The organism is Diaphorobacter sp. (genome assembly GCF_050251835.1).
In the GTDB taxonomy this organism is placed as follows: domain Bacteria; phylum Pseudomonadota; class Gammaproteobacteria; order Burkholderiales; family Burkholderiaceae_C; genus JBFXIE01.
Map to the genome: position 1 here is coordinate 1 of NZ_JBFWLZ010000019.1, position 24,606 is coordinate 24,606.

Genomic DNA, 24,606 nt, shown 5'->3' on the forward strand with positions numbered 1-24,606 from the left:
CGGTGATGCTTCTGGCTTCGACCGTGCTGTTCTCTGGCTGCGCCACGCAAGGCAAGCCACCGCCGTCCATCTCGCTCGATGAGCCGGTGCAGGCCCAGCCGCTGCCGGAGCCGCCTGCGCCTGTGGAAGTGGTGGCCGTTCCGCAAGTGCTGCCGATGCCGGCGCAGATGAAACCTGTGCCGGATGCCAAGCCCACGCCGGAACCCGCCGATGAAACCGTGCGCGTGTCCCGCGCCAACGCCGAGGCGCGCATTGCGCCTACGCGCGAGGGCTACGTCAATGCGATTCAAGTCTGGCCCTTCACGGACGGCGCGCTGTATCAGGTCTATGCGGCTGTGGGTCGCGTGACGGTGATCGCGCTCCAGCCGGGCGAGGAGCTGGTGACGGTGGCGGCGGGCGATACGGTGCGCTGGATCGTGGGCGACACATCGAGCAGCAGCGGTGATGCGCTGCGCGTGAATGTCATGGTCAAGCCCATCCGCTCGGGCCTCAAGACCAATCTGGTCATCACCACCAGCAGGCGTACCTATCTGCTGGAACTGACCTCGACCGAGAAGACGTGGATGGCGTCGGTGTCCTGGGAATATCCCAAGGACAAGATGCTGGCCTTGCAGCGCCAGGCGCAGGCGGCCAGCGCCGCCGCGCCGGTCGATAGCGGCCTGTCGTTGGAGAAGATCCGATTCCGCTACGCGGTCAGCGGGAGCAATCCGCCGTGGAAGCCGCTGCGCGCCTTCGATGACGGCGAGAAGGTCTATATCCAGTTCCCGCCGGGCATTGCCCAAGGCGAGTTGCCGCCGCTGTTCGTGATCGGCGCGCAGGGCGATGGGCAACTGGTGAACTACCGCTTCCGCTCCCCGTACTACATCGTGGATCGCCTGTTCGGCGCCGCCGAGCTGCGCCTGGGCGGAGACAAGGGTGATGTGGTGCGGATCGAGCGCACTGATGGCGTTTCCGGTGGCACGCGGAGGAACTGACCATGAGCCAGGACGATTCTCCTGATCTTGCACCGCAGGCGGGCAAGGTCGCACCCGAGGCAGTGGCGCTGCGCGCCCAACCGCGCCCGGTCACGCGCCTGAACCGGCGCACCTTGGCCATGCTCACGGGCGGCCTGTCGGTCGCCGTGCTCGGGGCCACGATCTGGTCATTGCAGCCGCACCGGCGCGGCGCGGGCGAGCAGACCGAGCTTTACAACGTGGATCGTGTCTCGAAGTCCGAAGGGTTGGACGGCCTGCCGGCCGACTACTCGAAGCTGCCGCCGAAGGTGCCCGAGTTGGGGCCACCGCTGCCGGGCGATCTCGGCCCGGCCATCGTGAAGTCGCAGCAGCCGGCGACGCCGACGTATGCGCCACCGGGCCACGACCCGGAGGATGCGCGGCGCAAGGAGGCTGATGCGGCGGCGGGTTCGTCGGTGTTCTTCCGCTCGGGCAACCAAGGCAAGGCCACCGCGCCGGTCACGGCGCAAGCCGCTGCGGCTGCGCCCGGCAGTGCCTTGGCGGGCTTCGACCCGCTGGCCGCTGGGCCGGCCTCGACGGCGGCCCAGCCATCCGATCCCATCGCCATGCAGAACCGGCAAGACCAGAAAGAGGCGTTCCTGAAAGGCGGCTCTACGGAAACCCGCAATTCCGGCAATCTGCAAATGCCGTCCTCGCCGTATCAGGTCATGGCGGGAACGGTGATCGCCGGGGCGTTGGTGACGGGCATCAAGTCGGACTTACCGGGCGACGTGATCGCCACGGTGACGGAGCCGGTCTACGACACGGCCACGGGCAAGTTCCTGCTGATCCCCCAAGGGTCGCGCATCCTGGGCAAGTACAACAGCCAGGTGAGCTATGGGCAGAGCCGCGTGCAGGTGGTGTGGAACCGCGTCATCCTGCCGGACACGTCTTCGCTGAAGCTCGACAACCTCGCGGGCACCGACCCGGCCGGCTATTCCGGCCTGGAGGATGGCGTCGATTGGCATTGGGATCGCGTCTTTGCCGGCGCGGCGCTGACGACGCTGCTGGGCGTGGGCGCCGAGCTGGCCGCACCGGAGAACCGGCAGAACGGCAACCGCATCGTGATCGCCGGGCGCGATAGCGCACAGGACAGCATCAATCAGGTCGGACAGGAGATGACCCGGCGCAACATGAACATCCAGCCGACGCTGACCGAACGGCCGGGCCTACCGGTTCGCATCATCGTCAACCGCGATCTGGTGTTGCGTCCGTACCAGCCGATGTTCTTCCAGCGGGGAGCGATGCAATGAGCACGACCAAGAAACTGCGGCTCGGCCCGCTGCCCAAGACCGAGAATGTGAAGCTGACCTTCGCTTGCCCGGCCAGCCTGAAAGCCGACCTCGACCGCTACGCCGCGTTGCACGCGCAGGCATACGGCGAAGCGGTCGATGCGACGACGTTGATTCCGCACATGCTGGAGGCGTTCATGGCAGCGGATCGGGGATTCAGGAAGGGAGGTAGGGGCAAGGCCGCACCGCCTCAATCGGGCTGACGATGCAGACACACTCACCAGTCACTCACGATGAAAGCGCAGCCTACGGGCTGCGCTTTCATCGTTCTGGGAGTCGGTCAGTTGGGCTATTATGGAAACGCAAGTCGGTCTGCTGTTGGAAAACGTGCCCGATGCAACGCGCTCCGGCTTTCTCTCCTGTCGCTCTTATGTGGCACCTAGCCCACGATGCCCGAGTCGCTTCAAGCGGCCCTAAACAGAGCTAACTTTGCGTCCCATATAGAGTTTTAGACCTCGTGCGATTTGCACAAATGGCTTGACACGAGCAGTTTTTTATGTTGTGCGGGTCTCGGGCAGGCTGTGGCATGGCAGCGCCGGGTGAAATGGCGGCCTTTTTTCCGACGCTGGGGTCAGGTTGTCGCTTGTGCTGTGCTGGTGACGGTAGGTTCTTTTTTCATGTTTCCGCGCAGCTTCATCTATTTCGGGGTGTTGCACGGCGTGGCGGTTCTGTTGCTCATCGTGCGTTTGACGGCCGGCTGGGGGCGCTGGCTTTGGCTGGCTGGTTTGCTGGCTGTGTTGTCACCGTGTCTGGCAGTCTGGGTGCTGGAGGGGCCGCTGTCAGCGTTGGCGGGGGCTTTCAACAGCCGTGCCTTGAACTGGTTGGGCTGGGTGACGCAAAAGCCCTATACCGAGGATTACGTGCCCCTGTTTCCCTGGTTAGGCGTGATGTGGTGGGCCATGGCGGGTGGTCAGTGGCTGCTGGCGCGGCGCCCGGGTTGGGTCTCCCGGCGCTTGCCGCGTTCTGTAGCGCCGCTGGCCTGGCTGGGTCGCCACAGTCTGAGCTATTACATGCTGCATCAGCCCGTGATGATCGGCGCGCTGATGCTTTTTGGTGGGTTCCGCGCACAATGAAAAACGCGGCCGTTGGGCCGCGTTGTCGATGGTAGGAGGGGCCAAGAGAGCCTGAGCCCTCAGCCGGGTATCACTCTACCTTGGCCTTGGCGCGCATGTCTTCCTGGAACTTTGCCAGCTTTTGCTGTTGCAGTTGCTGTGCGATCTGGGGTTTGACGTCTTCCAGTTTGGGCAGCTGGGCGTCGCGTGTGTCATCCAGGCGGATGACGTGCCAGCCGAACTGGCTCTTCACAGGAGTCTGGGTCATCTTGCCTTTTTCCAGTTTCACCAAGGCTTCGGTGAACTCGGCAACGTAGCTGCCTGGGCTGGCCCAGTCCAGGTCGCCGCCACGGGCGCCGGAGCCGGGATCCTTGGACTGCTTCTTGGCAATGTCTTCAAACTTGCCGCCCTTCTTGATGGAGGCGATGATGGCTTTGGCCTCGTCTTCCTTCTCCACCAGGATGTGGCTCGCCTTGTATTCCTTGCCGGCGTTGGCGGCCGCGAACTTGTCGTATTCGGCCTTGATCTCGGCGTCGGTCACGGGGTTCTTCTTCTGGAAGTCCACGAACAGTTCGCGGATCAGGATGGTCTGGCGCGCCAGCTCCATCTGGGCCTTGTAATCGGCCGAGCCTTCCAGGCCGCGCTTTTGTGCTTCCTGCATGAAGATTTCGCGGGCGATCACTTCTTCCTTGATCTGGTTTTCCATCTCGGGGGTGACCGGGCGACCCGAGCGTTCGACTTGCTGCTTCAGCAATTCGGCGCGCTCTTTGGGGACGGCCTTGCCGTTGACGATGGCGAGGTTTTGTGCAGTGACGGGCAATGCCAGAGTGCCCAGCATGGCTGCGGCCACGAGGCCGGACAAGAGCTTTTTCTTCATTGGGAATCCACAAGTAGGAAATGGGTTGCAGTCGGTTCGTCTGCAAAAGCCCCGGGTTGGGGCTGTTTCAGAGAGTTTCTATGGCGATGGCGTGGGCGCCGCGGTCAATAAAAATTTGCAGCGCATCATACACAAGGCGATGCTGAGCTACCCGGCGTTTGCCGGTGAACAGTGGCGAGGCAATGCGCACGCGAAAGTGGGTGCCTTGACCGGTGTCGTTGGCGCCAGCGTGGCCCTGGTGTTGCCAGCTCTCGTCGGTCACTTCCAGGTGGGTGGGGCTCAGGGCTTGCCGCAGGCGCTCGGCCATGGCTTCGGCTGTGACGGCGATGGCGGGCGTGTTGTTCATGGCTTTGCGTCTTCCGGTAGGGCTGAGTCGTCCTGTTTGATGTGGCGGCTCAGGTAAAGCGCCTGGGCGATGACGAAGGCGAACATCAGGCCGATGCCGCCAAACAGTTTGAAGTTGACCCAGGTGTCGGTGTCGAAGTGGTAGGCCACCCACAGGTTGAGCGCGCCCATGCCTGCAAAGAAGCCCGCCCAGCCCCAGTTGAGGTTGCGCCATATCGGCGCTGGCAGCTCGATTTGCGCGCCCATCAGCGACTGGATGAAGTTCTTGCGAAACACCAGCTGGCCGACGAGCAGCGTGCCGCCCATGAGCCAGTACAGCACCGAGGGCTTCCATTTGATGAAGGTCTCGCTTTGCGCCAGCAGCGTGGCGCCGCCAAACACCACGATCACTCCCAGGCTAAGCCATTGCATGGGCTCGATCTTGCCGTGCTTGAGGCGTAGGTAGCCGATCTGCACGATGGTGGCGGCAATCGCCACGCCCGTGGCCACATAGATGCCCCAGGTCTTGAATGCGGCAAAGAACAGGATGATGGGAAAGAAGTCGATGAGCAGTTTCATGGCGCCGGAGGTTCAAAGGCGAGGGAGGCGGAGTTCATGCAGTAGCGCAGGCCCGTCGGTGCCGGGCCATCGGGAAACACATGGCCCAGGTGGGCCCCGCATTGTGCACACACGGTCTCGGTGCGCAGCATGCCATGGCTGCGGTCTTCGATTTCCTGGATGGCGCCTGGCACCGCGTGCCAGAAGCTGGGCCAGCCGCAGCCTGCGTCGAATTTGGTGTCGGAATCAAACAGCTTGGCGCCGCAGCAGATGCAGTGGTAGCTGCCGTCGGCCCAGTGGCTTTCGTATCTGCCGGTGAACGGGCGCTCGGTAGCGGCATGGCGTGTGACCTGGTAGGCGACGGGCTCTGCGCCCTTGGCCTGCAATTCGGCTTGCCATTCGGCATCGGTTTTCTGGACGGGGTAGGTCATGAGGAGCAGCTGATGGAAATGTGGGCCGCCCAGTCAGGCGGAAAGTCGGCACGTGCCTCGTGGCCAGGGTGCTCCTCGAAGGGGCGCGCCAATAACTTGTGCAGCGTTTGGACTTCGGAAAAGTCCCCGAGTTTCGCAGCGCGTATGGCCTGCTCGCCCAGGTGATTGCGCAGTACGAAGCGTGGGTTGGTATTTAGCATCAAATCGGTCGCTAGCCCTTGTGTTTCAAGCGCTAGTAGCTCCTGATATTGAAGCAGCCAGGCGTTGACGGGGTCGCCATGGATGAATAGCTCGCGCACGGGCGCGAAGTCTGCGCTGGCCACGGCCTGCGTCAGCCGCTGCCAGAAGATGGGGTAGTCCACGCGCTCTGCCGCCAGCAGGTGCAGCAGGCTGTTGATAAGCGCGGCGTCTCCTTCGCGCGGCTGCTGCAGGCCCAGCTTGGCGCGCATGCGTGCCAGAAACTGCTGGCTGAAAACACCCTCGAACGACTGCAGCGCGGCGCGGGCGGTGTCCGCCTCGCCGATCAGCGGCAGCAGCGCCTGCGCCAGGCACAGCAGGTTCCAGTGGGCCACGCCGGGTTGCTGGTTAAACGCATAGCGGCCGCGCGCGTCGCTGTGGTTGCAGATGTGGCCCGGGTCGAAGGCGTCCAGAAACTGGAATGGCCCGTAGTCGATGGTCAGGCCCAGGATGCTCATGTTGTCGGTGTTCATCACCCCGTGGCAAAAACCCACGGCCTGCCACTGTGCCAGCAGGGCGGCGGTGCGCTCGCTCACCGCGTGCAGCAGCGCCGCGTAGGCGTTGCCGTCCCGCTGCTGCGGGGTGCGGCAGTCGGGGTAGTAGCGGTCGATCACGTAGTCGGCCAACTGGCGCAGCTGGTCGTGCTGGCCGCGCGCGGCAAAGTGCTCGAAGTGACCAAAGCGGATGAAGCTGGGCGCCACGCGCGTGACCACGGCGGCGGTTTCCACCTCTTCGCGCCGCACCGGCGCGGGCGAGCCGGTCACGCACAGCGCGCGCGTGGTGGGTATGCCCAGGGCGTGCATGGCCTCGCTGCACAAAAACTCGCGGATCGATGAGCGCAGCACGGCACGGCCGTCGCCCATGCGCGAGTACGGCGTGCGCCCGCTGCCCTTGAGCTGCACCTCCAGTCCGCTGGCTGTCTCGCCCAGCAAGATGGCGCGGCCGTCGCCCAGCTGGCCGGCCCACACGCCAAACTGGTGGCCGCTGTAAACGCTGGCCAGCGGCCGGCTGCCCGGCAGCAGGGCATTGCCGGTGAAGGCCTGCAGGGCGTCGCCCCGTTGCTGCCAGTCGGGCGGCAGGCCCAGCAGCGCGCCCACGTCGGCGCTGGTGCCTACCCAGTGCGGGTCGGGCAGGGGCGTGGGGCGCAGTTCGGTAAAAAACGCCGGGCCCAGCGCGGCAAAGCCCGGCTGCCAGGCGGGCACCAAGGGTGCGGCGGCATCAGGGGCAGCGTCGGTCAGGGCGTTTGGGGCTGCATCATGGGCTGTGGCAAGCGTCATGGGGCGTGATTGTCCGCGCAGCACTATGACCGGGACTGCGCCAAGGCCTTGACCTGCCTCACACTGGGGTGATGCGGCAGGGCCTGTTGGCCGCGCAGGCTGATAAGCCCGGCGGATCGTCGCTAACATGGAGCGGCTTGTTTCCAACCAACCAACCAAAAAAAGGAGCACCCATGCTGGGCCAGATGCAGAGCCAACCCCTCTTGATTTCTTCGCTGATTGCGTATGCCGAGCGCTGGCACGGCGACGGCGAGATCGTCTCGCGCAGGGTGGAGGGCGATATCCATCGCTATACCTACCGTGACCTGGCACGGCGCGCGCGCCAGCTGGCCAACGCGCTGGATGCGCAGGGCCTGCAGCCCGGCGACCGCGTGGCCTCGCTGGCCTGGAACGGCTACCGCCACATGGAGATGTACTACGGCGTCGCTGGCTCGGCCCGCGTGATGCACACCATCAACCCGCGCCTGCATCCCGACCAGATCGCCTGGATCGTGAACCACGCCGAAGACCAGGTGCTGTGTTTTGACATGACCTTTTTGCCCATCGTGCAGGCTGTGCATGCCAAATGCCCCACGGTGCAGAAATGGGTGGCGCTGTGCGATGCGGATAAGCTGCCCGCGGACTCGGGCATTCCCGGCCTGACCAGCTACGACGCCTGGATTGCCGGCGCCTCCAGCGACTACCGCTGGCCCAGCTTCGACGAAAACACCGCATCCAGCCTGTGCTACACCAGCGGAACCACCGGCAACCCCAAGGGCGTGCTGTACAGCCACCGATCCACCGTGCTGCATGCCTACGCGGCGGCGCTGCCCGACGTGATGAGCCTGTCGGCGCGCGATGCGGTGCTGCCCGTGGTGCCCATGTTCCACGTCAACGCCTGGGGCGTGCCGTATTCGGCGGCCCTTACCGGGGCCAAGGTGGTGTTCCCCGGCCCGGCGCTGGATGGCAAGTCGGTTTATGAACTTGTGGAAGCCGAGGGCGTGACCTTTGCCGCTGGCGTGCCCACGGTGTGGCAGATGCTGCTCAACCACGTCAAGACCAACGGCCTGAAGTTCAGCACCCTGCGGCGCACGGTAATCGGGGGGTCGGCCTGCCCGCCGGCCATGATCACGGCCTTCCAGGACGAGTACGACGTGTCGGTGCTACACGCCTGGGGCATGACCGAGATGAGCCCGCTGGGCACGGTGTGCACGCTCAAGAACAAGCACCTGCAACTGGGCCGCGACGAGCAGATGCACATCCTGCAAAAGCAGGGGCGCGCCTTCTTTGGCGTGGACTTGAAGATCGCGGGCCCCGACGGCCGCGAGCTGCCCCGCGACGGCAAAGCCTTTGGTGACCTGATGGCGCGCGGCCCGTGGGTCGTGGATCGTTACTTCAAGGGCGACAGCCCGCTGGTCACCGACGAAAACGGCCTGGGCTGGTTCCCCACGGGCGACGTGGCCACCATCGACGCCGACGGCTACATGCACATCACTGACCGCAGCAAGGACGTGATCAAGTCCGGCGGCGAGTGGATTAGCTCCATCGATATCGAAAACATCGCCATGGCGCACCCGGCCGTGGCGATGGCCGCGTGCATCGGCATGCCACACCCCAAGTGGGACGAGCGCCCCATCGTTGTGGTGGCCAGGCAGCCGGGCGCCGAGCTCACGCGCGAAGAGCTGCTGGCCTTTTATGAGGGCAGGACGGCCAAGTGGCAGATTCCGGACGACGTGGTGTTTGTAGATGCGATCCCGCTGGGTGCTACCGGCAAGATGCTCAAGACCCGCCTGCGCGAAGTATTGGTGGGGTACAAGCTGCCGGGCCTGTGAATCTTGAAGGCGCTCGGTTTTAGGCGTCTTTTTGCTTTGATTTTGATAGCTTCAGGCGCTTGGAATATAAGAGCTTGAGACATAAATCATTGTGATTTTTTGACCCGTTGCCACCCGGAAGCTGACTGGCCAGCGCGCAGGCGCGCAGCGTTTTCTGGACTTGTCACATGCAAGCAACCCACACCCTGCTGATCGTCTATCACTCGCTGACCGGCGGCACGCGCCAGATGGCCGAGGCCGCGTGCGCCGGCGCCTCGGCCGAGCCCGCCGTGGCGGTGCGCCTGCTGCACGCGGCGCAGGCGGATCCGGGCGACGTGCTGGCTGCGCAGGCCTACATGTTTGCCACGCCCGAAAACCTGGCGGCCATCAGCGGCCAGCTCAAGGACTTTTTCGACCGCTGCTACTACCCGGTGCTGGACCGCATCAACGGCCGGCCCTACGTCAGCCTGATCTGCGCCGGCAGCGACGGCCAGAACGCCGCGCGCCAGATCGCACGCATCGCCACGGGCTGGCGCCTGAAGGCCGTGGCCGATCCGTTGATCGTCTGCACCCACGCCCAGACGCCCGAGGCGATATTGGCCCCCAAGCAGATTGGCGCCGATGACCTGGAGCGCTGCCGTGCGCTGGGCGAGGCTCTGGCCACGGGGCTGGCGCTGGGGGTGTTTTAGCGCGAGGGCAGCGCCAGGGGCTAGCCGGCCGTCTGCGGCGCGGGCAACGTCGGTGGGCGCCGCCCCGGCAGCAGCAGCGCCACGCCAGAGGCCACCAGCAGCAGCGCGCCCGACAGGCCGAACGCCACCCAGTGCGTGCCGAAGTGCTCGTACCCCCAACCGCCCAGCCAGGCGCTGATCATGGCCCCCACCTGGTGCCCCAGGTAGGCCCAGCCGTACAGCACGCCCACCAGGCGCACCCCGAACGTGTCTGCCAGGATGGCCGACGACAGCGCAATGCTGCCCGCCCAGGCAATGCCGCCGATCACCGAGGTGCCGTACAGCTCCAGCGTGCTGCCCGCCAGCAGCAGCGCGAAGAAGCCCATGCCGCGCACACAGTAGATGGCGGCCAGCAGTTTGCGGCGCGGCAGGCGGTCGGCCATGCGGCCCAGCACCATGGTGCTGGGAATGGCCACCAGCCCGATCAGGCCGATGCCAAAGGCGCTGGTGGTGGCGTCAAAACCATGGTCCATCAGCATGGGCATGCCGTGCGTGCCCAGCAGGTTCATGCTGAAGCCGCAGGCGAACAGGCCCAGTGTGATTTTGAAGAAGGTACCTGTGCGCATGGCCTGCAGCACTGTGTAGTGCTGCCCCGCAGGCGCCATCGGGTTGGCCGCGCGCGCCGGGCTGCCAGGCAGCGGGGCGTCACCATCGGCGGGCGCCTCATCGCGGATCACCCATAGCGCCGTGGGCACCGTGACGGCGGCAAACAGTGCGGCAAAGCCCAGTAGCGTGGCCTGCCAGCTGGCGTGCTGCAGCGCAACGCCCAAGGCGGGCGTCATGATGGCAATGCCGGCCATCGAACCCGTGGACAGAAAAAACAGCGCCATGCCCCGGCGACGGTTGAACCAGCGGCTGATGACCGGCGTGAGCGCTACCGGGCTGGTAAAGCCCGCGCCGACGGACATCAGCATGCCGAAGCTCAGTAACAGCCCCAGCGGCGTGCGTGAATTGACCGCCCAGAGTGTGGACGCCACGAGCATTCCCGTGCCTGCCAGCAGCACAAAGCGCGTGCCCCGGCGCGCCACCAGCCAACCCGCCAGCGGCATCGCCGCGCCGTAGCAAAGCATGCCCACGGCGACGATGGACGAAAGCAGGCTTCGCGAGAAGCCCAGGTCTTCGGTCATGGGCAGAAATAGCGGGCCCAGCCCCAGGCGCAGGCCCACGGTGAGGGCAGTGAGCACTGTGGCGGCGGCCACGATGTTCCAGCCGAAATACCAGCGGGGCGATGAAGAGTCTTGAGAGGGCATGGAGCAAGCGGCGCAGGGCGCTGAAAAAGCACCCCTGGGTTGTACCGGCAACTGCAAGTCTCCCACATGGGCTGCAGCCGGCGATGCATATCCAATGGCGATGGGACTTAACGTGGCGTGCGAAGTCAGCCAGGCGAGCAAACCCCTTGCCGCTCAGTGGCTGGCCGTGGAAGGCGACGTGAGCGTGGTCATCGCCGCCTGAGGTACGCCATGCGAGTCGCAAGCGCGCGCCGCTGGGCACTATCCTTGCGGTCTTTTTACTTGGAACAAGGAGCCAATCGTGCTGGATTTTGGTGCTGACATCCCCTTCGTCAAAGAGCTCGGTTTTGCTTTGCATCACATGCAGGGAGGAACGTCGGAACTGCGTTTCGAAGCTCGTCCTGAACACACTAATTCATATGGTGTGATGCATGGCGGCGCGATGATGACGCTGCTGGACGTGGCTATGGCTACCGCCGCGCGCAGCGATACGCCGGAGTGGGGCGTAGTCACCATCGAAATGAAAACCTCGTTCATTCGACCGGCGCGCGGCCCCATGGTGGCCAAGGGACGCATGATTGAACGCACGCGTTCCATGGCTTTCTCGGAAGGCTGGGTGTACGACGCCGAGGGCCGCCTGTGCAGCCACGCGACAGGCACTTTCAAATATGTGCCCAAGGCCGTTCCCGGTGGCGTGTCCACCGACTGATTTTTAATGCCAACGTGACGGCAGCCTAAATTATTTAGACGCTGTCAGCTATTAATAAAATAGCAAATTCTGGTTGAAATCCCTTCCGCAGAAGCGGCCTTGATCCGCTGATGCGCCGTTGCGGCTGCATTCGTTCAGTTGCTACTTGCGTGACATGGCTTGGACATATTGACGACACGGTAATGTCACGTGTGGCGGGCACATTGGAACGCACACAGGCGGCAGACCTGACTGGGGGTCGGGGCTGATCCGCTGCAAAAGCAACCAGGAGTGCCGAATGAGCGATTTGCCAAACCCCACCATGCCGCTAAGCCCTGCCACCCTTCCCAGGGGGTCTCTTCACCGCCCATGCAGCACGGAAAGTATGGGCATCGGTACGTCGGCGCGCGGTGGGGTGGAAGTTGCCTGGGCGCGGCATCTCGATGAGATCCGGGAAGCCCAGAAACTGAGGTTTGAAGTCTTTGCATCCGAAATGGGTGCGCGTTTGCAGACTTCCGTTCCGCTGCACGATGTTGACTTGTTCGACGACTATTGCGAGCACCTGCTGGTACGTGATTCACAAACCCGGCAGGTCATTGGGACCTACCGCGTACTCACCCCTGCGCAGGCCAAGCGCGTGGGCAGCACTTACAGCGACACCGAGTTTGATCTGACGCGCCTGCGCGGTCTGCGTGAGCGCATGGTGGAGCTGGGGCGCAGCTGCGTGCATCCCGATCATCGCCACGGTGGTGTGATTTTGGCTCTGTGGGGTGCGCTTGCCGACTTCATGGTGCGCAACCGTCTCGACACCATGATTGGCTGCGCCAGCATTCCCATGCTGCATGGCGGCATCGTCACCGGGGATGTGGCCGCGAGCATCTGGCATCAGTTGCGCCAAACGCACATGGCTCCCATCGAATACCACGTGCTTCCGCGGCTGGCTTTGCCTGTCGAACATTTGAACGCCAGCATGGATGTCGAGCCCCCTGCATTGATCAAGGGCTATTTGCGTCTTGGGGCCAAGGTTCTCGGCGCTCCGGCCTGGGATCCTGACTTCAATACGGCAGACCTGCCCATGCTGATGCGTCTGGCTGATCTGCCTGCGCGCTACCGCAAGCATTTTCTGGGTAGTTGAGCCGGGGGAGGGCGCGCAAGAATGTTGGGCGTCCGTCAGTGACAAAAAAATGTCATTGCGGTGAATTCGTAGCTTGCGTGGGAGATACTTGGTTAACTCTCATCCTTGCTTGAACCCATGACACCGTTGCAGCCCTCATTCGTATCCACTGATAGCGCCTCTGGAAAGGCTGGCGGACAGTGTGTACTTGAGTCTCCGGCAGAGGGTGCGGTAGCGCCTGAAGCAGCCTATCGATTGCTGGATCGCGATCAAAGCATTCTGGCATTCAACGAGCGTGTTCTCGATTGGGCCATTCGAGAAGATGTGCCCTTGCTTGAGCGTCTGCGTTATCTGTGTATCGTGTCGTCTAACCTGGACGAGTTTTTTGAGGTTCGGGCGGCCGCCCACCTCGATGCGGTCGAGGGCGAAGAGGCAGAGCGATGTGGCGACGCGCAGCGCGCCTTCGAAGAACTTTCCGTTCGTGCCCATGACCTGGTTGCGCGGCAGTACGCGCTTTACAACGATTCATTGGCCCCCGCATTCGCGCTGCGTGGCATACGCATCGTGCCCCACGGCGAACGCACTGCAGCCCAGCGGCGCTGGGTGCGCGAGTACTTCATGCGCGACGTCCGACCGTTGCTCATTCCGGTGGGTTTGGACCCGGCACATCCTTTTCCGCAAGTGGCGAACAAGTCCTTGAACTTCATTGTTCGTTTGCGGGGCGAGGATGCCTTTGGCCGTGAAAACGAGATTGCTATTGTCAAGATACCTCGTGTGCTGCCAAGAATCATGCGCCTGCCGCAGCATGTTGCAGCGGACGGCATGCAGTTTGTGAGTCTTTCCAGCATCATTCGCGCTCACTTGGCGGATCTTTTCCCAGGGCGGGAGGTGTACGAGTTTTCGCAGTTTCGTGTCACCCGCCATTCGGATCTTGCGGTGGATGAAGAAGATGTGCGCAATTTGCGCACTGCGCTGCGCCAGGGGCTGCAGCACCGACACTTTGGTCAGGCGGTTCGGCTGGAGGTCTCTTCGGGCTGCTCGCGCTTTCTGTCCGATTTCTTGCAATTGCAGTTTGGACTACCCGACGCGGCGCTGTATCGGGTTCAAGGGCCTGTCAATCTGGTGCGTCTGGTCCAAATGGTGGAGCTCATCAATGATCCATCGCTGCTTTTTCCGCCCTGGCGCCCGTCGTGGCCTGTTCAGTTGCCGCGCACTGCGTCGATCATGGCTGAAATGCGCCGCAAAGACCTGCTGATCCATCAACCCTTTGAGAGTTTTGATGGTGTTCTGGCCTTCCTTCGCGAAGCTGTGAATGACCCTCAGGTGCTGGCGATCAAGCAAACCATCTACCGGACAGGCTCTGACTCCGAGTTAATGGAACTGCTGCGCGAGGCGGTTCGCCGTGGCAAAGAAGTGACGGCCGTAGTGGAGTTGAAGGCGCGGTTTGATGAAGAGGCCAACATCAACTGGGCGGAGGCCTTGGAGTCGGTGGGGGCGCAAGTGGTCTATGGCGTTGTGGGGCTTAAAACGCACGCAAAAATGCTATTGGTAACCCGGCGTGAGGGGAATCGACTTCGGCGTTATGGGCACTTGTCAACGGGTAACTACAACCCGCGTACGGCACGCCTGTACACAGATTTGAGCTACCTCACCGCGAACGCCGAGCTCACTGCCGATATGGATGCGGTCTTTGATCATTTGGCCAATCAGAACCGATTGCCAGAGCTGCGCCAACTTGTTGTCGCACCATTTCACCTGCACCAGTTCCTGATCGACAAGATCAATGCGGCGGGTGCGGCTGCGGAGCGCGGAGAGGGAGGCCGCATCGTCGCAAAGATGAATGCGCTGACCGACGAGGCCATGATTCACGCCTTGATTGGCGCCGCTCAGCGCGGCGCCAAAGTCGATCTGATTGTGCGCGGTGCCTGCATGTTGCCGGCACAGGTGCCTGGCGTGACCGACAACATTCGGGTGAGGTCCGTCATCGGACGCTTCCTAGAGCACACGCGTGTCTTTTATTTCAGTAGTGGCGCGCAGGAAGACCTGTATCTGTCCAGCGCCGATTGGATGAATCGCAACATGCTGCGCCGCGTGGAACTGGCATGGCCGGTCACAAATAAAAAATTGCGTCAACGCATCATCGATGAGTGCCTGGTGGCTTACCTTCACGATGACCGGGATGCGTGGCGTCTTGAGTCGGATGGTCGCTATGCCCGTGCACCGCGTGTGCTGGACGGCGCAAGTGCACAGAATGCGCTCATGTTGCGCTACGCATCCATGGCCAACGGCGCGCCGTTTCGCGGGAGTCAAAACTGATGATGGACCTCATACTCTGGCGCCACGCCGAGGCGGAAAATTTCCTCGAAGAGGGCGAAGATCTCGAGCGACCACTGACACAGCGCGGTGAAAAACAGGCGGCTCGTATGGCCGTGTGGCTCGATCGACAGTTGCCTGACGGCTTGCGTGTGGTTTCCAGTCCTGCGCGCCGCACCGAGCAAACGGCGCGCGCACTGGGTCGCAAATACAAGCTGCGGGCTGAATTGCTGCCTGGTGGAAGTGCCGACGATTTGCTGGAACTGGCGCAGTGGCCGCGTGCTCGCGGTGCCGTCCTTGTGGTAGGGCATCAACCCATGTTGGGTCAGACGGTGGCCCAACTTCTGGGCCTGCGATCGCAGGACTGTGCGATTCGCAAAGGCGCTGTCTGGTGGCTTAGGCACCGGCAGCGCCAAGAAACTGCCGAGACCATTTTGCTGGCTGTTCAATCCCCAGATTTTTTGTGATGCCTTGCCAGAGTGGCGTGCGCCTGAAGCATAGGCCCCGATGACTTTAATTTTTCTCGGCCTTCGGGCGCCCTGTTTTGATGGCGGGCACGGTTTGCATGGCCTGGAGCAGGGCGGCATCGTCGAGTTGCGTCAGTAGCTTGATGCCAGCGCGGATCAGTTCACTCTTTTTTGCCGGATGGGAAAGGTTGAGCGCGCGTTGCTTCAGTTCTTCTATCGCTACGTATTCATCCTTGGGAATCGTGAAACTGTCGCGCACCAGCTTCTGCTTTTTTGTCTTGGCGTCTTTGTCAGCTTGCGCTTCCACTACCCCCTGGGCGGCTGGTGCGGCTTTAGTGCTTGCCGGGACAGTCTTTTTGGTTGTTGGCGAAGGCTTGGTTTTGGGCTCTTTGGTGGCTTCCGGGCTGGAGCTGGGGGCGGGAACCTGGGGTAGGATTGCTTCGGTGAACTTAACTTGTGACATGGCTATGACAAATGACGGAATAAACAGTTTGTATAGTTTATGTGCATTACGACAGCCTTATCACCATTTCTCACGATAGATCCGCTACAAATTCCCAGGGCGTCTTCTGCCAGGCACTGGATTCCTCGCTCAAAAGATGCGCAGATTGCGGATAAGCGGCAGACCAGCCTGGACGGGATTGAACGATGCAGCAATGGCCTTCAAGGCGCAGGGTAAAGCCCTCTATGTCCGGCTCACGCCGCGCATGACACAGCGCCACCGCAACTCGCAAGCACATGAGTTGTAGCGCAAATACCGGGTCATCGAGTTCTGCATCCTGCAACTTGCGAACCTTGCCGCGGTGACCCAGCACCAAGCGGCTCAGGCGATGGAGTTCGGCAAGAGCAAAGCCTGCAGCATCGGTGTTGTCAAGGATGTAAGCGCTGTGATGGTGGTACTCGCTGTGCGATATGCGACAACCAATCTCATGAAGACGCGCTGCCCAATCCAGCTTGCGCGTTGCGCGTTCCACTTCGGGTGCAGCATCTTTGAAAAGACGACATGCCAACTGTGCCACGCGCTCGGCATGGCTGTGATCTACTGCGAAGCGGCGCATCAGCGCACGCACGGACTCCGTACGCAAGTCCGTCTCAGGCTGTTCACGATCCAGCAAATCGTAGAGTGCGCCTTGGCGCAGCGCACCTTGTGCCACGGTCATCCTGTCGATATTCAGCAAGTCGAAGATGGCTCGAACAATGCTGACACCACCACCAATCACGGCTCGGCGATCATCTTTGAGACCTTCCAAACGCACGCGATCAACATGGCGCGCGCGAACCAATTGCTCGCGCAACCAATCCAAGCCATCGCGCTTAATGACGCCTTCCTCGCCACCGGCAGCTGCCAGGATCGTCCCAACCGCACCCACCGTGCCAGAGGAACCATAAGCCACATCCCAGCTGGAGTGCTGAAAGCTGTCCATGGCTTCATCCAGAACGGCTTTCGCTGCGATTTCTGCAGATTCAAATGCGTGACGTGTGAGTGCGCCGTCATTGAAATAGCGTGCAGACCAAGCAACGCTACCTACCCGATAAGAGGCTACCGTGCCAGGCGTGAATTGCTGGCCCAGGATCAGTTCCGTGGAGCGTCCTCCGATGTCCACCACCAGCCGTCTTTCGTCCGATTGCGGCAACAGGCGAGCGACACCCTGGTAGATCAATCGGGCCTCTTCGGGGCCTGAAACGATGTCAATGGGAAAGCCAAGAATCTCACCTGCGCGCCCGATGAACTCGTCACGATTTCGGGCCTCACGAAGGGTTTGCGTTGCCACGGCACGGACATGATTTCTCTGAAACCCCGCCAGTCGTTCGGCGAATCGGGCCAAACAGTCCCATCCTCGCTGCATGGCCGCTGGAGTCAGTTTCCGTTCTTCGTCGAGTCCGGCGCCCTGACGGACTGTTTCCTTGAGATATTCGACGCGGTGAATTTGCTGATGCTCAAAGCGGCCGATTTCGAGGCGAAAGCTGTTCGATCCCAAATCAACGGCCGCAAGCAATGTTCCATCTTGCATTGGTGTGCACGCAGTGCGCAGGTTTTCAAGCGGCGCAGCATAGCATTTGTGTTGCACCAAAAATTGCTGCTCAGCAGCTATTTCAGCCGACGATGCGTCCATCGGAGGTCAGCATGCTTTGCGTGACCTGTGAATGTGACAGCTTGCGGTCACGGTACGTAACCGTGTATCCCCCAATCCTGATTTCAGCGCGTTTTCTGAACGCTGACAGCAGATTGGCGCGAGTGATAGGCCCGGAGACCGAAGCCATGACCTCTGCCGTGTAGCGTGCCGCAATGAAGCCCGCCAAACCCTGCGGCGAAGGCGGTTCGTCATAGAGCCTGGACATCACATCGCGATAGCTGCGCACGATGGACATACCACTGGTGACCAGTGGAACCGCCTGGGTCGCGATCACGGAGATGTTTCGGGGAATACCACCGAGTTGTGCCAACACTTGCAAATTGACATCGGCAAGCGCAATGACAAAGCATTGTCGTCCCTGAGGCAGGGCCAGGCGAGTCACATAGTCGTGCAATTCGGGAGTGCCGCCAATGAACAAAACCATCGCAGGAGGGGCTGAGTTGCCACCGATAGCCGACAAGGTCTGGATGCGCAGTCCCTCAGCCTTTCCGGCTTCGCTCACCAAATCCTGTAGTTGCTGCTGTAACACCTGGCTGGCAAATACGGCACCAGCCTGTTGCACGCCCATGACAGCCAGAGACCGAATGGCATGGGAGATCTGGGCCTGGTAGTCAGGAAAGATGTGGAAAACGGTGTCACTCTTGTCAAGCCACTTGCGATGCAGCCACGGCGCAGCATGGGCCATGGTTGGGCTATCTGATTGCAGTGCCGCGATGGCAGCAGCAACGCTGTCGCTGGCACAGCCCGAGAGAACCACGCAAGACGGATTTTCTTGCGCGGCCTGCCAGGCAGCGCGGACGGCCTGCTCCGAGCCGTCAGTCTCCAAAACCACGTGCTGTACCGCCCGTCCGCGAATACCGCCGTTACGAGCGTTGATATCTGTCCATGCAGCACGCGAGCCGACAAAAAAATCACGGCTGACGTCTTGGTGCAGAGGGGATAAATCAACGATCTGAACCACGGTGAGGGGTCGCTGATCCTGTGCATGGGCAGGCATGCACGGCATGGCGCCAACCGCACATGTGGCACCTGCTGCTCGCAGGATGGCGCGCCTGGTCAGTTGCGAACCGCGGAATTCGGTGAGGGGCATGGTCAGGAAACTGAAGGCCTACCGGTGATTACTTCTTTTTGGGGGGCATCAGCACGGTGTCAATCACATGAACGACGCCATTGCTGGCTGTCATGTCCGCTTGTTCGACCAGACCTTCTTCCACGGTCAGAAAGTTGGCTGCGCGCGAGAGGGTGATATCCGAGCCCTGCAGGGTCTTGACTTTGCCAGCCTTGGCGTTCGCAGCTGTGAGGTTGCCAGTAGCGATGTGGTAGCTCAGCACCGCCTTCAACTGTTCCTTGTCGGCCTTGAGTGCGTCCAGTGTCTTGGCGGGTACGGCCTTGAAAGCTGCATCGCTGGGGGCGAACACGGTGAAGGGGCCAGCGCCGTTCAGCGTCGATGTCAAGCCTGCGTCAGCCACCAGTTTGTTGAAAGTTGTCAGATCCTTGGACTGAGCGGCGACGGATGCCACGGTCTTGGGTGCCGTGGACTGGGTTGCGCAAGCTCCCAGAGTTGCGACGACAGTCAGGGCCAGGGCGGTTTTAAGAGTGATGCGACGGAACATTGAGTTCTCCCGAAGGGTGTATGTGTGTTACCGACTGTTGCCGGCGGCCTGAGCGTAAGCTTCGATTGCGACATTTGCGTGACACATTAATGCCTTCATGTCCATAGGGGGTACCCGCTGTTCGGGGTGAAGTCACTCGATTGTCATAAATCGATCATAGAGTGCGCTCATCGAGTTTTTTTAACCAAGAGGTCTCTTCCATGAAGCTCTCCGCGATTCGAATTCTGGTGTCCGGTGCCGTAGCAATGGGCGCTATGTCCGCTGCTTGGGCGCAGCAAGAAGCTACAGGTGCTGGCGCCAGTTTCCCCGCGCCGCTCTACTCCAAGTGGGCCGCCGACTACAACAAGGCGACTGGTGTGAAAATCAACTACCAGTCCGTGGGTTCTGGTGCTGGGCTGCGCCAAATCGAGGCCAAGACAGTGGATTTTGGCGCTTCTGATGCGCCTTTGAAGGATGAAGATCTTGTCAAGAAGGGGTTGGTGCAGTTCCCCACTGTGATCGGCGGCATCGTTCCCGTTGTGAATATCAAGGGTCTTCAGCCTGGTCAGCTGAAGCTGAGCGGTCAAGTGCTTGGCGATATTTACCTTGGCAAGATCACGAAGTGGAATGACGAGGCCATCAAGGCTCTGAATCCTGGTTTGAATCTGCCTGACGCAACCATTGCTCCTGTGCGTCGTGCAGACGGTTCTGGAACCACATTCGGTTTCACGAACTACCTGAGCAAAGTGAACGCTGAGTGGAAGGCCAAAGTTGGTGAGGGCACGGCTGTTAACTGGCCTACTGGTGCCGGTGGCAAGGGTAACGAAGGCGTGGCAGCATTTGTGGGTCGTCTGCCTAACTCGATTGGCTACGTTGAGTATGCCTACGTCAAGCAAAACAAGCTGACATTCGCACAGTTGCAAAACAGCGCGGGTAACTTTGTTTCCCCTGACGAGGCAAGTTTCAAGGCCGCTGCTGCTGGCGCGGATTGGCTCAAGAGTTTTTATCAAATCCTGACGAATCAGCCTGGCAAGGATTCTTGGCCTATCACTTCTGCAACCTTTATTCTGATGCAGAAGACGCAGGACAAGCCTGTGCAGGCCGCTACTGCCCTGAAGTTCTTTGAGTGGGCTTACAAGTCGGGTGACAAAACTGCATCTGATCTGGACTACGTGCCCATGCCTGATGTTGTCAAGGATGTGATCATCAAGTCCTGGGCAAACATCAAGGACACTTCCGGTAAGGCTATCGCTCTGAAGTAAGTTCGCGTGGCGGTTCGTTTCTGATGGGGCGGGCCGCCTGACGTCTTCTGTTATAAGGCAACCCACGTGTCCACTACGCTGCCCGTCCGTCAGGCGCCGCCGCTCAAGGCGGCTATTGGTGCTTCCAGCGGCTCACCTACTCCTCGTCCTAGCATGTTCTCTGGTGTATTCATAGATCGCATTTTTGGCTGGTTGGCGCGTGGTGCGGCTTTGCTGACGCTTTCGCTTCTGCTGGGAATCATGGCCTCTCTGGTTTATGGTGCCTGGCCATCCATCGAGCGCTATGGACTTGGTTTTCTGACGAGCACCGTCTGGGATCCCGTTCAAGAAGAGTTCGGCGGGCTGGTGATGATTTACGGCACGCTGGCTACATCCTTGATTGCTTTGCTGATTGCCGTTCCCGTAAGTTTCGGTATTGCACTTTTCCTGACCGAATTGTCCCCTGCCTGGCTCAAACGTCCACTGGGCACGGCCATCGAGCTGCTGGCGGCAGTTCCGTCTATTGTCTACGGTATGTGGGGCCTGATGGTGTTCGGCCCCATTTTGGCAACTTACGTGCAGCAGCCGTTGCAGGCATTGTTCAACGGCGTGCCTTATCTCGGTGCATTGGTGTCCGGGCCGCCCGTAGGTATCGGTATTTTGTCGGCTGGCATTATCTTGGCCATCATGATCATCCCTTTCATCGCGTCCGTGATGCGGGATGTTTTCGAGGTTACGCCTCCTATGCTCAAAGAGTCAGCCTATGCCCTCGGTTCCACGACCTGGGAGGTAGTCTGGAAGGTGGTTTTGCCCTATACCAAGTCCGGCGTGCTGGGTGGAATCATGCTGGGCCTGGGGCGAGCCCTGGGTGAAACGATGGCGGTGACCTTTGTGATCGGCAATATGAATCAGCTCGATTCCTTGTCGTTGTTCGAAGCTGCCAACAGCATCACGTCTGCTTTGGCCAATGAGTTCGCAGAGGCTGGCGAAGGCTTGCACCAGGCGTCGCTGATTTATCTCGGTCTGGTGCTGTTCTTCATCACCTTTGTGGTGCTGTCTCTTTCCAAGTTGCTGCTTGCACGCCTGAAGAAGGGCGAAGGTACACGTTCATGAGCACCTCACTCAAAATCGATTCGGCGATCCAAGCCCGTCACGCTCGCTTTGCCTCGCGCAAGCGGGTAAACCAGATTGCCCTCGTATTGGCTTTGGCGGCAATGGCATTTGGCATTTTTTGGCTGATGTGGATTCTCTGGGAAACCGTACGCCTTGGAGTATCCGGCCTCAGTTTGTCCCTGTTCACTGAAATGACGCCGCCTCCCAATGAGGTTGGCGGTATCAGCAACGCCTTGTTCGGGTCTTTTGTCATGGTGATGCTGGCAACGTTCGTGGGCACCCCCATTGGCATCATGGCCGGCGTGTACTTGGCTGAATATGACACGCACAGCTGGCTGGCTTCTAGTACCCGGTTTGTGAATGACGTGTTGTTGTCTGCCCCTAGTATCGTGGTGGGTCTGTTTGTATATGCCGTTGTCGTCGCGCAGTTCAAGAGCTTCTCGGCCTACGCGGGCATCTTGGCGCTTGCACTCATCGTGATCCCTGTGGTCATTCGCACTACAGAGAACATGTTGTTGCTGGTGCCCGCAAGCCTGCGCGAAGCCGCTTATGCATTGGGCACTCCCAAGTGGAAGGTGATTACTCTCGTCACCTTGCGTGCTGCTCGGGCGGGCGTGGTTACGGGCATTTTGCTGGCCGTGGCTCGTATCGCAGGTGAGACAGCGCCACTGCTCTTCACTTCGCTCAACAACCAATTCTGGAACAACGATTTGAGCAAGCCCATGGCAAGCTTGCCTGTGACTATTTTCAAGTTTGCGATGAGTCCCTACGAAAATTGGCAGCAGCTTGCTTGGGCAGCTGTGTTCATCATTACCCTTGCTGTTCTCGGATTGAACATCCTCGCTCGCGTGCTCACGCGTCAAAAGTAATTTTTTTGGAACGACTTTTATGCAGCCCACCACGAATTCCGTAGCAGCTCGGTCAAAACTTAGCGTTCGCGATCTGAACTTCTATTACGGCAAGTTCCACGCGCTCAAAGGCATCAATCTTGAGATTCCCGAAAAAAAGGTCACCGCGTTCATTGGTCCATCGGGATGCGGTAAATCGACTTTGCTGCGTACTTTTAACCGCATGTTCGAGCTTTATCCCGAACAGCGCGCCGAGGGTCAAATTCTTCTGGATGGCGAGGATCTGCTGACCAGCAAAGAAGATGTGGCATTGATTCGTGCCAAGGTAGGAATGGTTTTCCAAAAGCCCACGCCTTTCCCGATGTCCATCTATGAAAACATCGCTTTCGGGGTGAGACTATTTGAAAACTTGAGCGCAACAGACATGGATGACCGCGTCGAATGGGCTTTGCGCAAAGCGGCTTTGTGGAATGAGGTCAAAGACAAACTCGATCAAAGTGGTTCGGGTCTGTCGGGTGGGCAGCAGCAGCGTTTGTGTATCGCTCGCGGCGTTGCCATCAAGCCCGAAGTTTTGTTGCTTGACGAACCCTGTTCGGCACTGGATCCGATTTCTACTGCCAAGATTGAAGAGCTGATTTCGGAGCTCAAAGACGACTACACGGTCGTGATCGTGACCCACAACATGCAGCAGGCAGCGCGCTGCAGCGATTACACCGCTTATATGTATTTGGGCGATCTGGTGGAGTTCGGTGAGACTGAGCAGATGTTCTTCAAGCCGCAGCACAAAGAAACTGAAGATTACATCACCGGCCGTTTTGGCTGATGGAAGCGGAAACCTGTATGACCGACAAGCATCTTTCTTCGCAGTTCGACAACGAGCTGAACAATATTTCTGCCCGGGTGATGGAACTTGGCGGTATGGTGGAGTCGCAGATTCGTCAGGCGATCTATGCGCTTTCACGTTTCAGTATGGAAGCGGTGGAGCAGGTCGAAGCGCTTGAGCGTCGCGTGAACACGATGGAAGTCGAGATTGATCACGAACTGTCCACCGTCATTGCGCGCCGCCAGCCTACAGCGCGCGATTTGCGTTTGCTGATGGCTTACTCCAAAGCCATTTCTAATTTGGAGCGCGTGGGCGATGAGGCCACCCGTATGGCGCGCATGGTCAAGTCCATCATCGCAAGCGGTGCGGCACGCTCGCTGCCTACAGGGGATCTACGACTGGCCGCCGATCTGGCGTCTGGCCTGCTGCGCAAGGCTTTGGACTCTTTTGCGCGTCTGGATACCAAATCGGCTGTGGACATCCTCAAAGAAGACGATCTCATTGACAAGGAGTTTGATGGTTTCGTGCGTAAGCTGGTCACCTACATGCTAGAAGACCCGCGCACCATTTCTCCCAGCCTGGACTTGCTATTTCTTGCCAAAGCCATTGAACGTATTGGTGACCATTCCAAGAATATTGCCGAATTGATCATTTACCTGGTCGAAGGCAAAGACGTCCGTCATTCAACCTTGGATCAAATTGAGTCAGCCGTATCCTGAGAAAGACGGTGCATCCCATGAAGAAGCTTCCACGCGTACTCATTGTTGAGGATGAGTCGCCGATTGCAGAATTGGTTGCCGTGAATCTGCGGCACAACGGGTTCCAGCCTATCTGGGCGGAAGATGGCGAATCTGCCCAGCGCGAGTTGGATGCCGTTTTGCCTGACGTGATTCTGTTGGACTGGATGCTGCCGGGGCAAAGCGGGTTACAGCTGGCGCGTAAGTGGCGCGCCGATGCTCGCACCAAGCAAATCCCTATCCTGATGTTGACCGCTCGTGGTGACGAACCGGACAAGGTTTCCGGCCTGGATGCGGGTGCTGACGACTACATCACCAAGCCTTTCTCAACTCAGGAGCTTCTGGCTCGCATTCGTGCGGTGCTGCGCCGTCGTGCCCCGGAGCAGGTGAGCGATAGCGTGACGATTGGCGAATTGGTGCTGGATGCGGGAACCTACCGCGTCAGTTACCAGGGGCAGCAACTCAAGGTCGGCCCTACCGAGTTCAAGTTGTTGCATTACCTCATGAAGCACTCAGAGCGTGTGCACAGCCGTGCGCAGTTGCTCGACAAGATCTGGGGTGACCATGTGTTCATCGAGGAGCGCACGGTGGATGTACATGTCAAGCGCCTCAGGGAAGCGCTTGGCACTGCTGGAGTCATGGTAGAGACAGTGCGCGGTGCGGGATATCGGCTCACGGCGCAGCCGCAGGCTCTTATGCGTGCCTGATTGGCCAAACCCAGGCGCTTTCTAACTCATACGTCTGTCTC

The 24,606-nt window shown here is 60.4% G+C and carries 25 protein-coding genes and 1 pseudogene; 16 read left to right on the top strand and 10 right to left on the bottom strand.

The window, feature by feature from the left end:
* Positions 1 to 2: 2 nt before the first annotated feature.
* The 4 genes and pseudogenes from trbG to AB7E35_RS08420 form a co-directional block, all read left to right on the top strand.
* On the top strand, positions 3 to 974 hold the full coding sequence (gene trbG, locus AB7E35_RS08405; RefSeq protein ID WP_428167405.1) for a P-type conjugative transfer protein TrbG: 972 nt from the start codon (positions 3 to 5) through the stop codon (positions 972 to 974).
* Positions 975 to 976: 2 nt separating this feature from the next.
* Positions 977 to 2,245, top strand: a complete 1,269-nt coding sequence (locus AB7E35_RS08410; RefSeq protein WP_166311119.1) for a TrbI/VirB10 family protein — start codon at positions 977 to 979, stop codon at positions 2,243 to 2,245.
* Positions 2,242 to 2,487: a DUF2274 domain-containing protein gene (locus AB7E35_RS08415; protein ID WP_048629394.1), complete on the top strand. Its 246-nt coding sequence runs from the start codon at positions 2,242 to 2,244 to the stop codon at positions 2,485 to 2,487. Before AB7E35_RS08410 ends, AB7E35_RS08415 begins: the two co-directional genes overlap by 4 nt.
* A gap of 279 nt (positions 2,488 to 2,766) precedes the next feature.
* Positions 2,767 to 3,357, top strand: a pseudogene (locus AB7E35_RS08420) (heparan-alpha-glucosaminide N-acetyltransferase); the annotation flags it as partial.
* A gap of 70 nt (positions 3,358 to 3,427) precedes the next feature.
* Here the strand turns inward: AB7E35_RS08420 and AB7E35_RS08425 are convergent.
* From AB7E35_RS08425 to AB7E35_RS08445, 5 genes are all read right to left on the bottom strand, one after another.
* A complete protein-coding gene (locus tag AB7E35_RS08425; protein WP_428163437.1) occupies positions 3,428 to 4,213 on the bottom strand; it encodes a foldase protein PrsA in 786 nt (261 codons plus the stop codon).
* 67 nt (positions 4,214 to 4,280) lie between these two features.
* Positions 4,281 to 4,559 carry a BolA family protein gene (locus AB7E35_RS08430; protein ID WP_428163436.1) on the bottom strand — a complete coding sequence of 93 codons (279 nt, stop codon included), beginning with the start codon at positions 4,557 to 4,559 and terminating at the stop codon, positions 4,281 to 4,283.
* Positions 4,556 to 5,116, bottom strand: a complete 561-nt coding sequence (locus AB7E35_RS08435) for a septation protein A (protein WP_428163435.1) — start codon at positions 5,114 to 5,116, stop codon at positions 4,556 to 4,558. Before AB7E35_RS08435 ends, AB7E35_RS08430 begins: the two co-directional genes overlap by 4 nt.
* Complete coding sequence (gene msrB / locus AB7E35_RS08440; RefSeq protein WP_428167406.1) at positions 5,113 to 5,526, bottom strand: peptide-methionine (R)-S-oxide reductase MsrB; 414 nt, start codon at positions 5,524 to 5,526, stop codon at positions 5,113 to 5,115. Before msrB ends, AB7E35_RS08435 begins: the two co-directional genes overlap by 4 nt.
* The gene (locus AB7E35_RS08445; RefSeq protein WP_428167407.1) at positions 5,523 to 7,040 is read right to left on the bottom strand and encodes a protein adenylyltransferase SelO; all 1,518 of its coding nucleotides are present in this window, start codon (positions 7,038 to 7,040) and stop codon (positions 5,523 to 5,525) included. Before AB7E35_RS08445 ends, msrB begins: the two co-directional genes overlap by 4 nt.
* A 173-nt stretch (positions 7,041 to 7,213) precedes the next feature.
* Between AB7E35_RS08445 and AB7E35_RS08450 the strand changes: the two genes are divergently transcribed.
* Positions 7,214 to 8,851, top strand: a complete 1,638-nt coding sequence (locus AB7E35_RS08450) for a 3-(methylthio)propionyl-CoA ligase (RefSeq protein ID WP_428163432.1) — start codon at positions 7,214 to 7,216, stop codon at positions 8,849 to 8,851.
* A gap of 167 nt (positions 8,852 to 9,018) precedes the next feature.
* Positions 9,019 to 9,519 carry a flavodoxin family protein gene (locus tag AB7E35_RS08455; protein WP_428167408.1) on the top strand — a complete coding sequence of 167 codons (501 nt, stop codon included), beginning with the start codon at positions 9,019 to 9,021 and terminating at the stop codon, positions 9,517 to 9,519.
* A gap of 20 nt (positions 9,520 to 9,539) precedes the next feature.
* On the opposite strand, the gene AB7E35_RS08460 is transcribed toward AB7E35_RS08455, so the two are convergent.
* Positions 9,540 to 10,808, bottom strand: a complete 1,269-nt coding sequence (locus tag AB7E35_RS08460) for an MFS transporter (protein WP_428167409.1) — start codon at positions 10,806 to 10,808, stop codon at positions 9,540 to 9,542.
* Between the two features lie 280 nt (positions 10,809 to 11,088).
* Between AB7E35_RS08460 and AB7E35_RS08465 the strand changes: the two genes are divergently transcribed.
* The 4 genes from AB7E35_RS08465 (at position 11,089) to AB7E35_RS08480 (ending at position 15,369) form a co-directional block, all read left to right on the top strand.
* Entirely contained in the window at positions 11,089 to 11,496 is a 408-nt protein-coding gene (locus tag AB7E35_RS08465; protein ID WP_428163429.1) for a PaaI family thioesterase, read from the top strand.
* Between the two features lie 277 nt (positions 11,497 to 11,773).
* Positions 11,774 to 12,610 (top strand): GNAT family N-acetyltransferase, encoded by an 837-nt coding sequence (locus tag AB7E35_RS08470; RefSeq protein ID WP_428167410.1) that lies wholly within the window; start codon positions 11,774 to 11,776, stop codon positions 12,608 to 12,610.
* Positions 12,611 to 12,727: 117 nt separating this feature from the next.
* Complete coding sequence (ppk1, locus tag AB7E35_RS08475; RefSeq protein ID WP_428163427.1) at positions 12,728 to 14,905, top strand: polyphosphate kinase 1; 2,178 nt, start codon at positions 12,728 to 12,730, stop codon at positions 14,903 to 14,905.
* The gene (locus AB7E35_RS08480) at positions 14,905 to 15,369 is read left to right on the top strand and encodes a SixA phosphatase family protein (protein WP_428163426.1); all 465 of its coding nucleotides are present in this window, start codon (positions 14,905 to 14,907) and stop codon (positions 15,367 to 15,369) included. The genes ppk1 and AB7E35_RS08480 overlap by 1 nt, the downstream gene beginning before the upstream one ends.
* A 46-nt stretch (positions 15,370 to 15,415) precedes the next feature.
* Here AB7E35_RS08480 and AB7E35_RS08485 read toward each other — a convergent pair whose 3' ends face one another.
* The 4 genes from AB7E35_RS08485 to AB7E35_RS08500 all read right to left on the bottom strand — a co-directional run bounded on the left by AB7E35_RS08485 (position 15,416) and on the right by AB7E35_RS08500 (position 19,117).
* Positions 15,416 to 15,832 (bottom strand): hypothetical protein, encoded by a 417-nt coding sequence (locus AB7E35_RS08485; protein WP_428163425.1) that lies wholly within the window; start codon positions 15,830 to 15,832, stop codon positions 15,416 to 15,418.
* A gap of 70 nt (positions 15,833 to 15,902) precedes the next feature.
* The gene (locus tag AB7E35_RS08490) at positions 15,903 to 17,381 is read right to left on the bottom strand and encodes an exopolyphosphatase (protein WP_428163439.1); all 1,479 of its coding nucleotides are present in this window, start codon (positions 17,379 to 17,381) and stop codon (positions 15,903 to 15,905) included.
* Positions 17,382 to 17,463: 82 nt separating this feature from the next.
* Positions 17,464 to 18,594, bottom strand: coding sequence for an ABC transporter substrate-binding protein (locus AB7E35_RS08495; protein WP_428163424.1), 1,131 nt, complete (start codon positions 18,592 to 18,594; stop codon positions 17,464 to 17,466).
* A gap of 28 nt (positions 18,595 to 18,622) precedes the next feature.
* The gene (locus tag AB7E35_RS08500) at positions 18,623 to 19,117 is read right to left on the bottom strand and encodes a fasciclin domain-containing protein (protein WP_428163423.1); all 495 of its coding nucleotides are present in this window, start codon (positions 19,115 to 19,117) and stop codon (positions 18,623 to 18,625) included.
* A 200-nt stretch (positions 19,118 to 19,317) separates the two neighbouring features.
* Between AB7E35_RS08500 and pstS the strand changes: the two genes are divergently transcribed.
* From pstS to phoB, 6 genes are all read left to right on the top strand, one after another.
* Positions 19,318 to 20,358 carry a phosphate ABC transporter substrate-binding protein PstS gene (gene pstS, locus AB7E35_RS08505; protein ID WP_428163422.1) on the top strand — a complete coding sequence of 347 codons (1,041 nt, stop codon included), beginning with the start codon at positions 19,318 to 19,320 and terminating at the stop codon, positions 20,356 to 20,358.
* A 66-nt stretch (positions 20,359 to 20,424) separates the two neighbouring features.
* The gene (pstC, locus tag AB7E35_RS08510) at positions 20,425 to 21,450 is read left to right on the top strand and encodes a phosphate ABC transporter permease subunit PstC (RefSeq protein WP_428163421.1); all 1,026 of its coding nucleotides are present in this window, start codon (positions 20,425 to 20,427) and stop codon (positions 21,448 to 21,450) included.
* Complete coding sequence (gene pstA, locus AB7E35_RS08515; protein WP_428163420.1) at positions 21,447 to 22,319, top strand: phosphate ABC transporter permease PstA; 873 nt, start codon at positions 21,447 to 21,449, stop codon at positions 22,317 to 22,319. The genes pstC and pstA overlap by 4 nt, the downstream gene beginning before the upstream one ends.
* 19 nt (positions 22,320 to 22,338) lie before the next feature.
* Entirely contained in the window at positions 22,339 to 23,121 is a 783-nt protein-coding gene (pstB, locus tag AB7E35_RS08520; protein ID WP_428163419.1) for a phosphate ABC transporter ATP-binding protein PstB, read from the top strand.
* Positions 23,122 to 23,138: 17 nt separating this feature from the next.
* The gene (gene phoU, locus AB7E35_RS08525; RefSeq protein WP_428163418.1) at positions 23,139 to 23,840 is read left to right on the top strand and encodes a phosphate signaling complex protein PhoU; all 702 of its coding nucleotides are present in this window, start codon (positions 23,139 to 23,141) and stop codon (positions 23,838 to 23,840) included.
* A 17-nt stretch (positions 23,841 to 23,857) separates the two neighbouring features.
* The gene (gene phoB, locus AB7E35_RS08530) at positions 23,858 to 24,565 is read left to right on the top strand and encodes a phosphate regulon transcriptional regulator PhoB (protein WP_428163417.1); all 708 of its coding nucleotides are present in this window, start codon (positions 23,858 to 23,860) and stop codon (positions 24,563 to 24,565) included.
* Positions 24,566 to 24,606: the final 41 nt, after the last annotated feature.

What these genes read in the sequence shown, in the direction of transcription:
- AB7E35_RS08410 (WP_166311119.1), top strand. Translation starts at nt 977, where the DNA reads ATGAGCCAGGACGATTCTCCTGATCTTGCACCGCAGGCGGGCAAGGTC.
- AB7E35_RS08415 (WP_048629394.1), top strand. Translation starts at nt 2,242, where the DNA reads ATGAGCACGACCAAGAAACTGCGGCTCGGCCCGCTGCCCAAGACCGAG.
- AB7E35_RS08425 (WP_428163437.1), bottom strand. Translation starts at nt 4,213, where the DNA reads ATGAAGAAAAAGCTCTTGTCCGGCCTCGTGGCCGCAGCCATGCTGGGC.
- AB7E35_RS08430 (WP_428163436.1), bottom strand. Translation starts at nt 4,559, where the DNA reads ATGAACAACACGCCCGCCATCGCCGTCACAGCCGAAGCCATGGCCGAG.
- AB7E35_RS08435 (WP_428163435.1), bottom strand. Translation starts at nt 5,116, where the DNA reads ATGAAACTGCTCATCGACTTCTTTCCCATCATCCTGTTCTTTGCCGCA.
- msrB (WP_428167406.1), bottom strand. Translation starts at nt 5,526, where the DNA reads ATGACCTACCCCGTCCAGAAAACCGATGCCGAATGGCAAGCCGAATTG.
- AB7E35_RS08445 (WP_428167407.1), bottom strand. Translation starts at nt 7,040, where the DNA reads ATGACGCTTGCCACAGCCCATGATGCAGCCCCAAACGCCCTGACCGAC.
- AB7E35_RS08450 (WP_428163432.1), top strand. Translation starts at nt 7,214, where the DNA reads ATGCTGGGCCAGATGCAGAGCCAACCCCTCTTGATTTCTTCGCTGATT.
- AB7E35_RS08455 (WP_428167408.1), top strand. Translation starts at nt 9,019, where the DNA reads ATGCAAGCAACCCACACCCTGCTGATCGTCTATCACTCGCTGACCGGC.
- AB7E35_RS08460 (WP_428167409.1), bottom strand. Translation starts at nt 10,808, where the DNA reads ATGCCCTCTCAAGACTCTTCATCGCCCCGCTGGTATTTCGGCTGGAAC.
- AB7E35_RS08470 (WP_428167410.1), top strand. Translation starts at nt 11,774, where the DNA reads ATGAGCGATTTGCCAAACCCCACCATGCCGCTAAGCCCTGCCACCCTT.
- ppk1 (WP_428163427.1), top strand. Translation starts at nt 12,728, where the DNA reads ATGACACCGTTGCAGCCCTCATTCGTATCCACTGATAGCGCCTCTGGA.
- AB7E35_RS08480 (WP_428163426.1), top strand. Translation starts at nt 14,905, where the DNA reads ATGATGGACCTCATACTCTGGCGCCACGCCGAGGCGGAAAATTTCCTC.
- AB7E35_RS08485 (WP_428163425.1), bottom strand. Translation starts at nt 15,832, where the DNA reads ATGTCACAAGTTAAGTTCACCGAAGCAATCCTACCCCAGGTTCCCGCC.
- AB7E35_RS08490 (WP_428163439.1), bottom strand. Translation starts at nt 17,381, where the DNA reads ATGCAAGATGGAACATTGCTTGCGGCCGTTGATTTGGGATCGAACAGC.
- AB7E35_RS08495 (WP_428163424.1), bottom strand. Translation starts at nt 18,594, where the DNA reads ATGCCCCTCACCGAATTCCGCGGTTCGCAACTGACCAGGCGCGCCATC.
- AB7E35_RS08500 (WP_428163423.1), bottom strand. Translation starts at nt 19,117, where the DNA reads ATGTTCCGTCGCATCACTCTTAAAACCGCCCTGGCCCTGACTGTCGTC.
- pstS (WP_428163422.1), top strand. Translation starts at nt 19,318, where the DNA reads ATGAAGCTCTCCGCGATTCGAATTCTGGTGTCCGGTGCCGTAGCAATG.
- pstA (WP_428163420.1), top strand. Translation starts at nt 21,447, where the DNA reads ATGAGCACCTCACTCAAAATCGATTCGGCGATCCAAGCCCGTCACGCT.
- pstB (WP_428163419.1), top strand. Translation starts at nt 22,339, where the DNA reads ATGCAGCCCACCACGAATTCCGTAGCAGCTCGGTCAAAACTTAGCGTT.
- phoU (WP_428163418.1), top strand. Translation starts at nt 23,139, where the DNA reads ATGACCGACAAGCATCTTTCTTCGCAGTTCGACAACGAGCTGAACAAT.
- phoB (WP_428163417.1), top strand. Translation starts at nt 23,858, where the DNA reads ATGAAGAAGCTTCCACGCGTACTCATTGTTGAGGATGAGTCGCCGATT.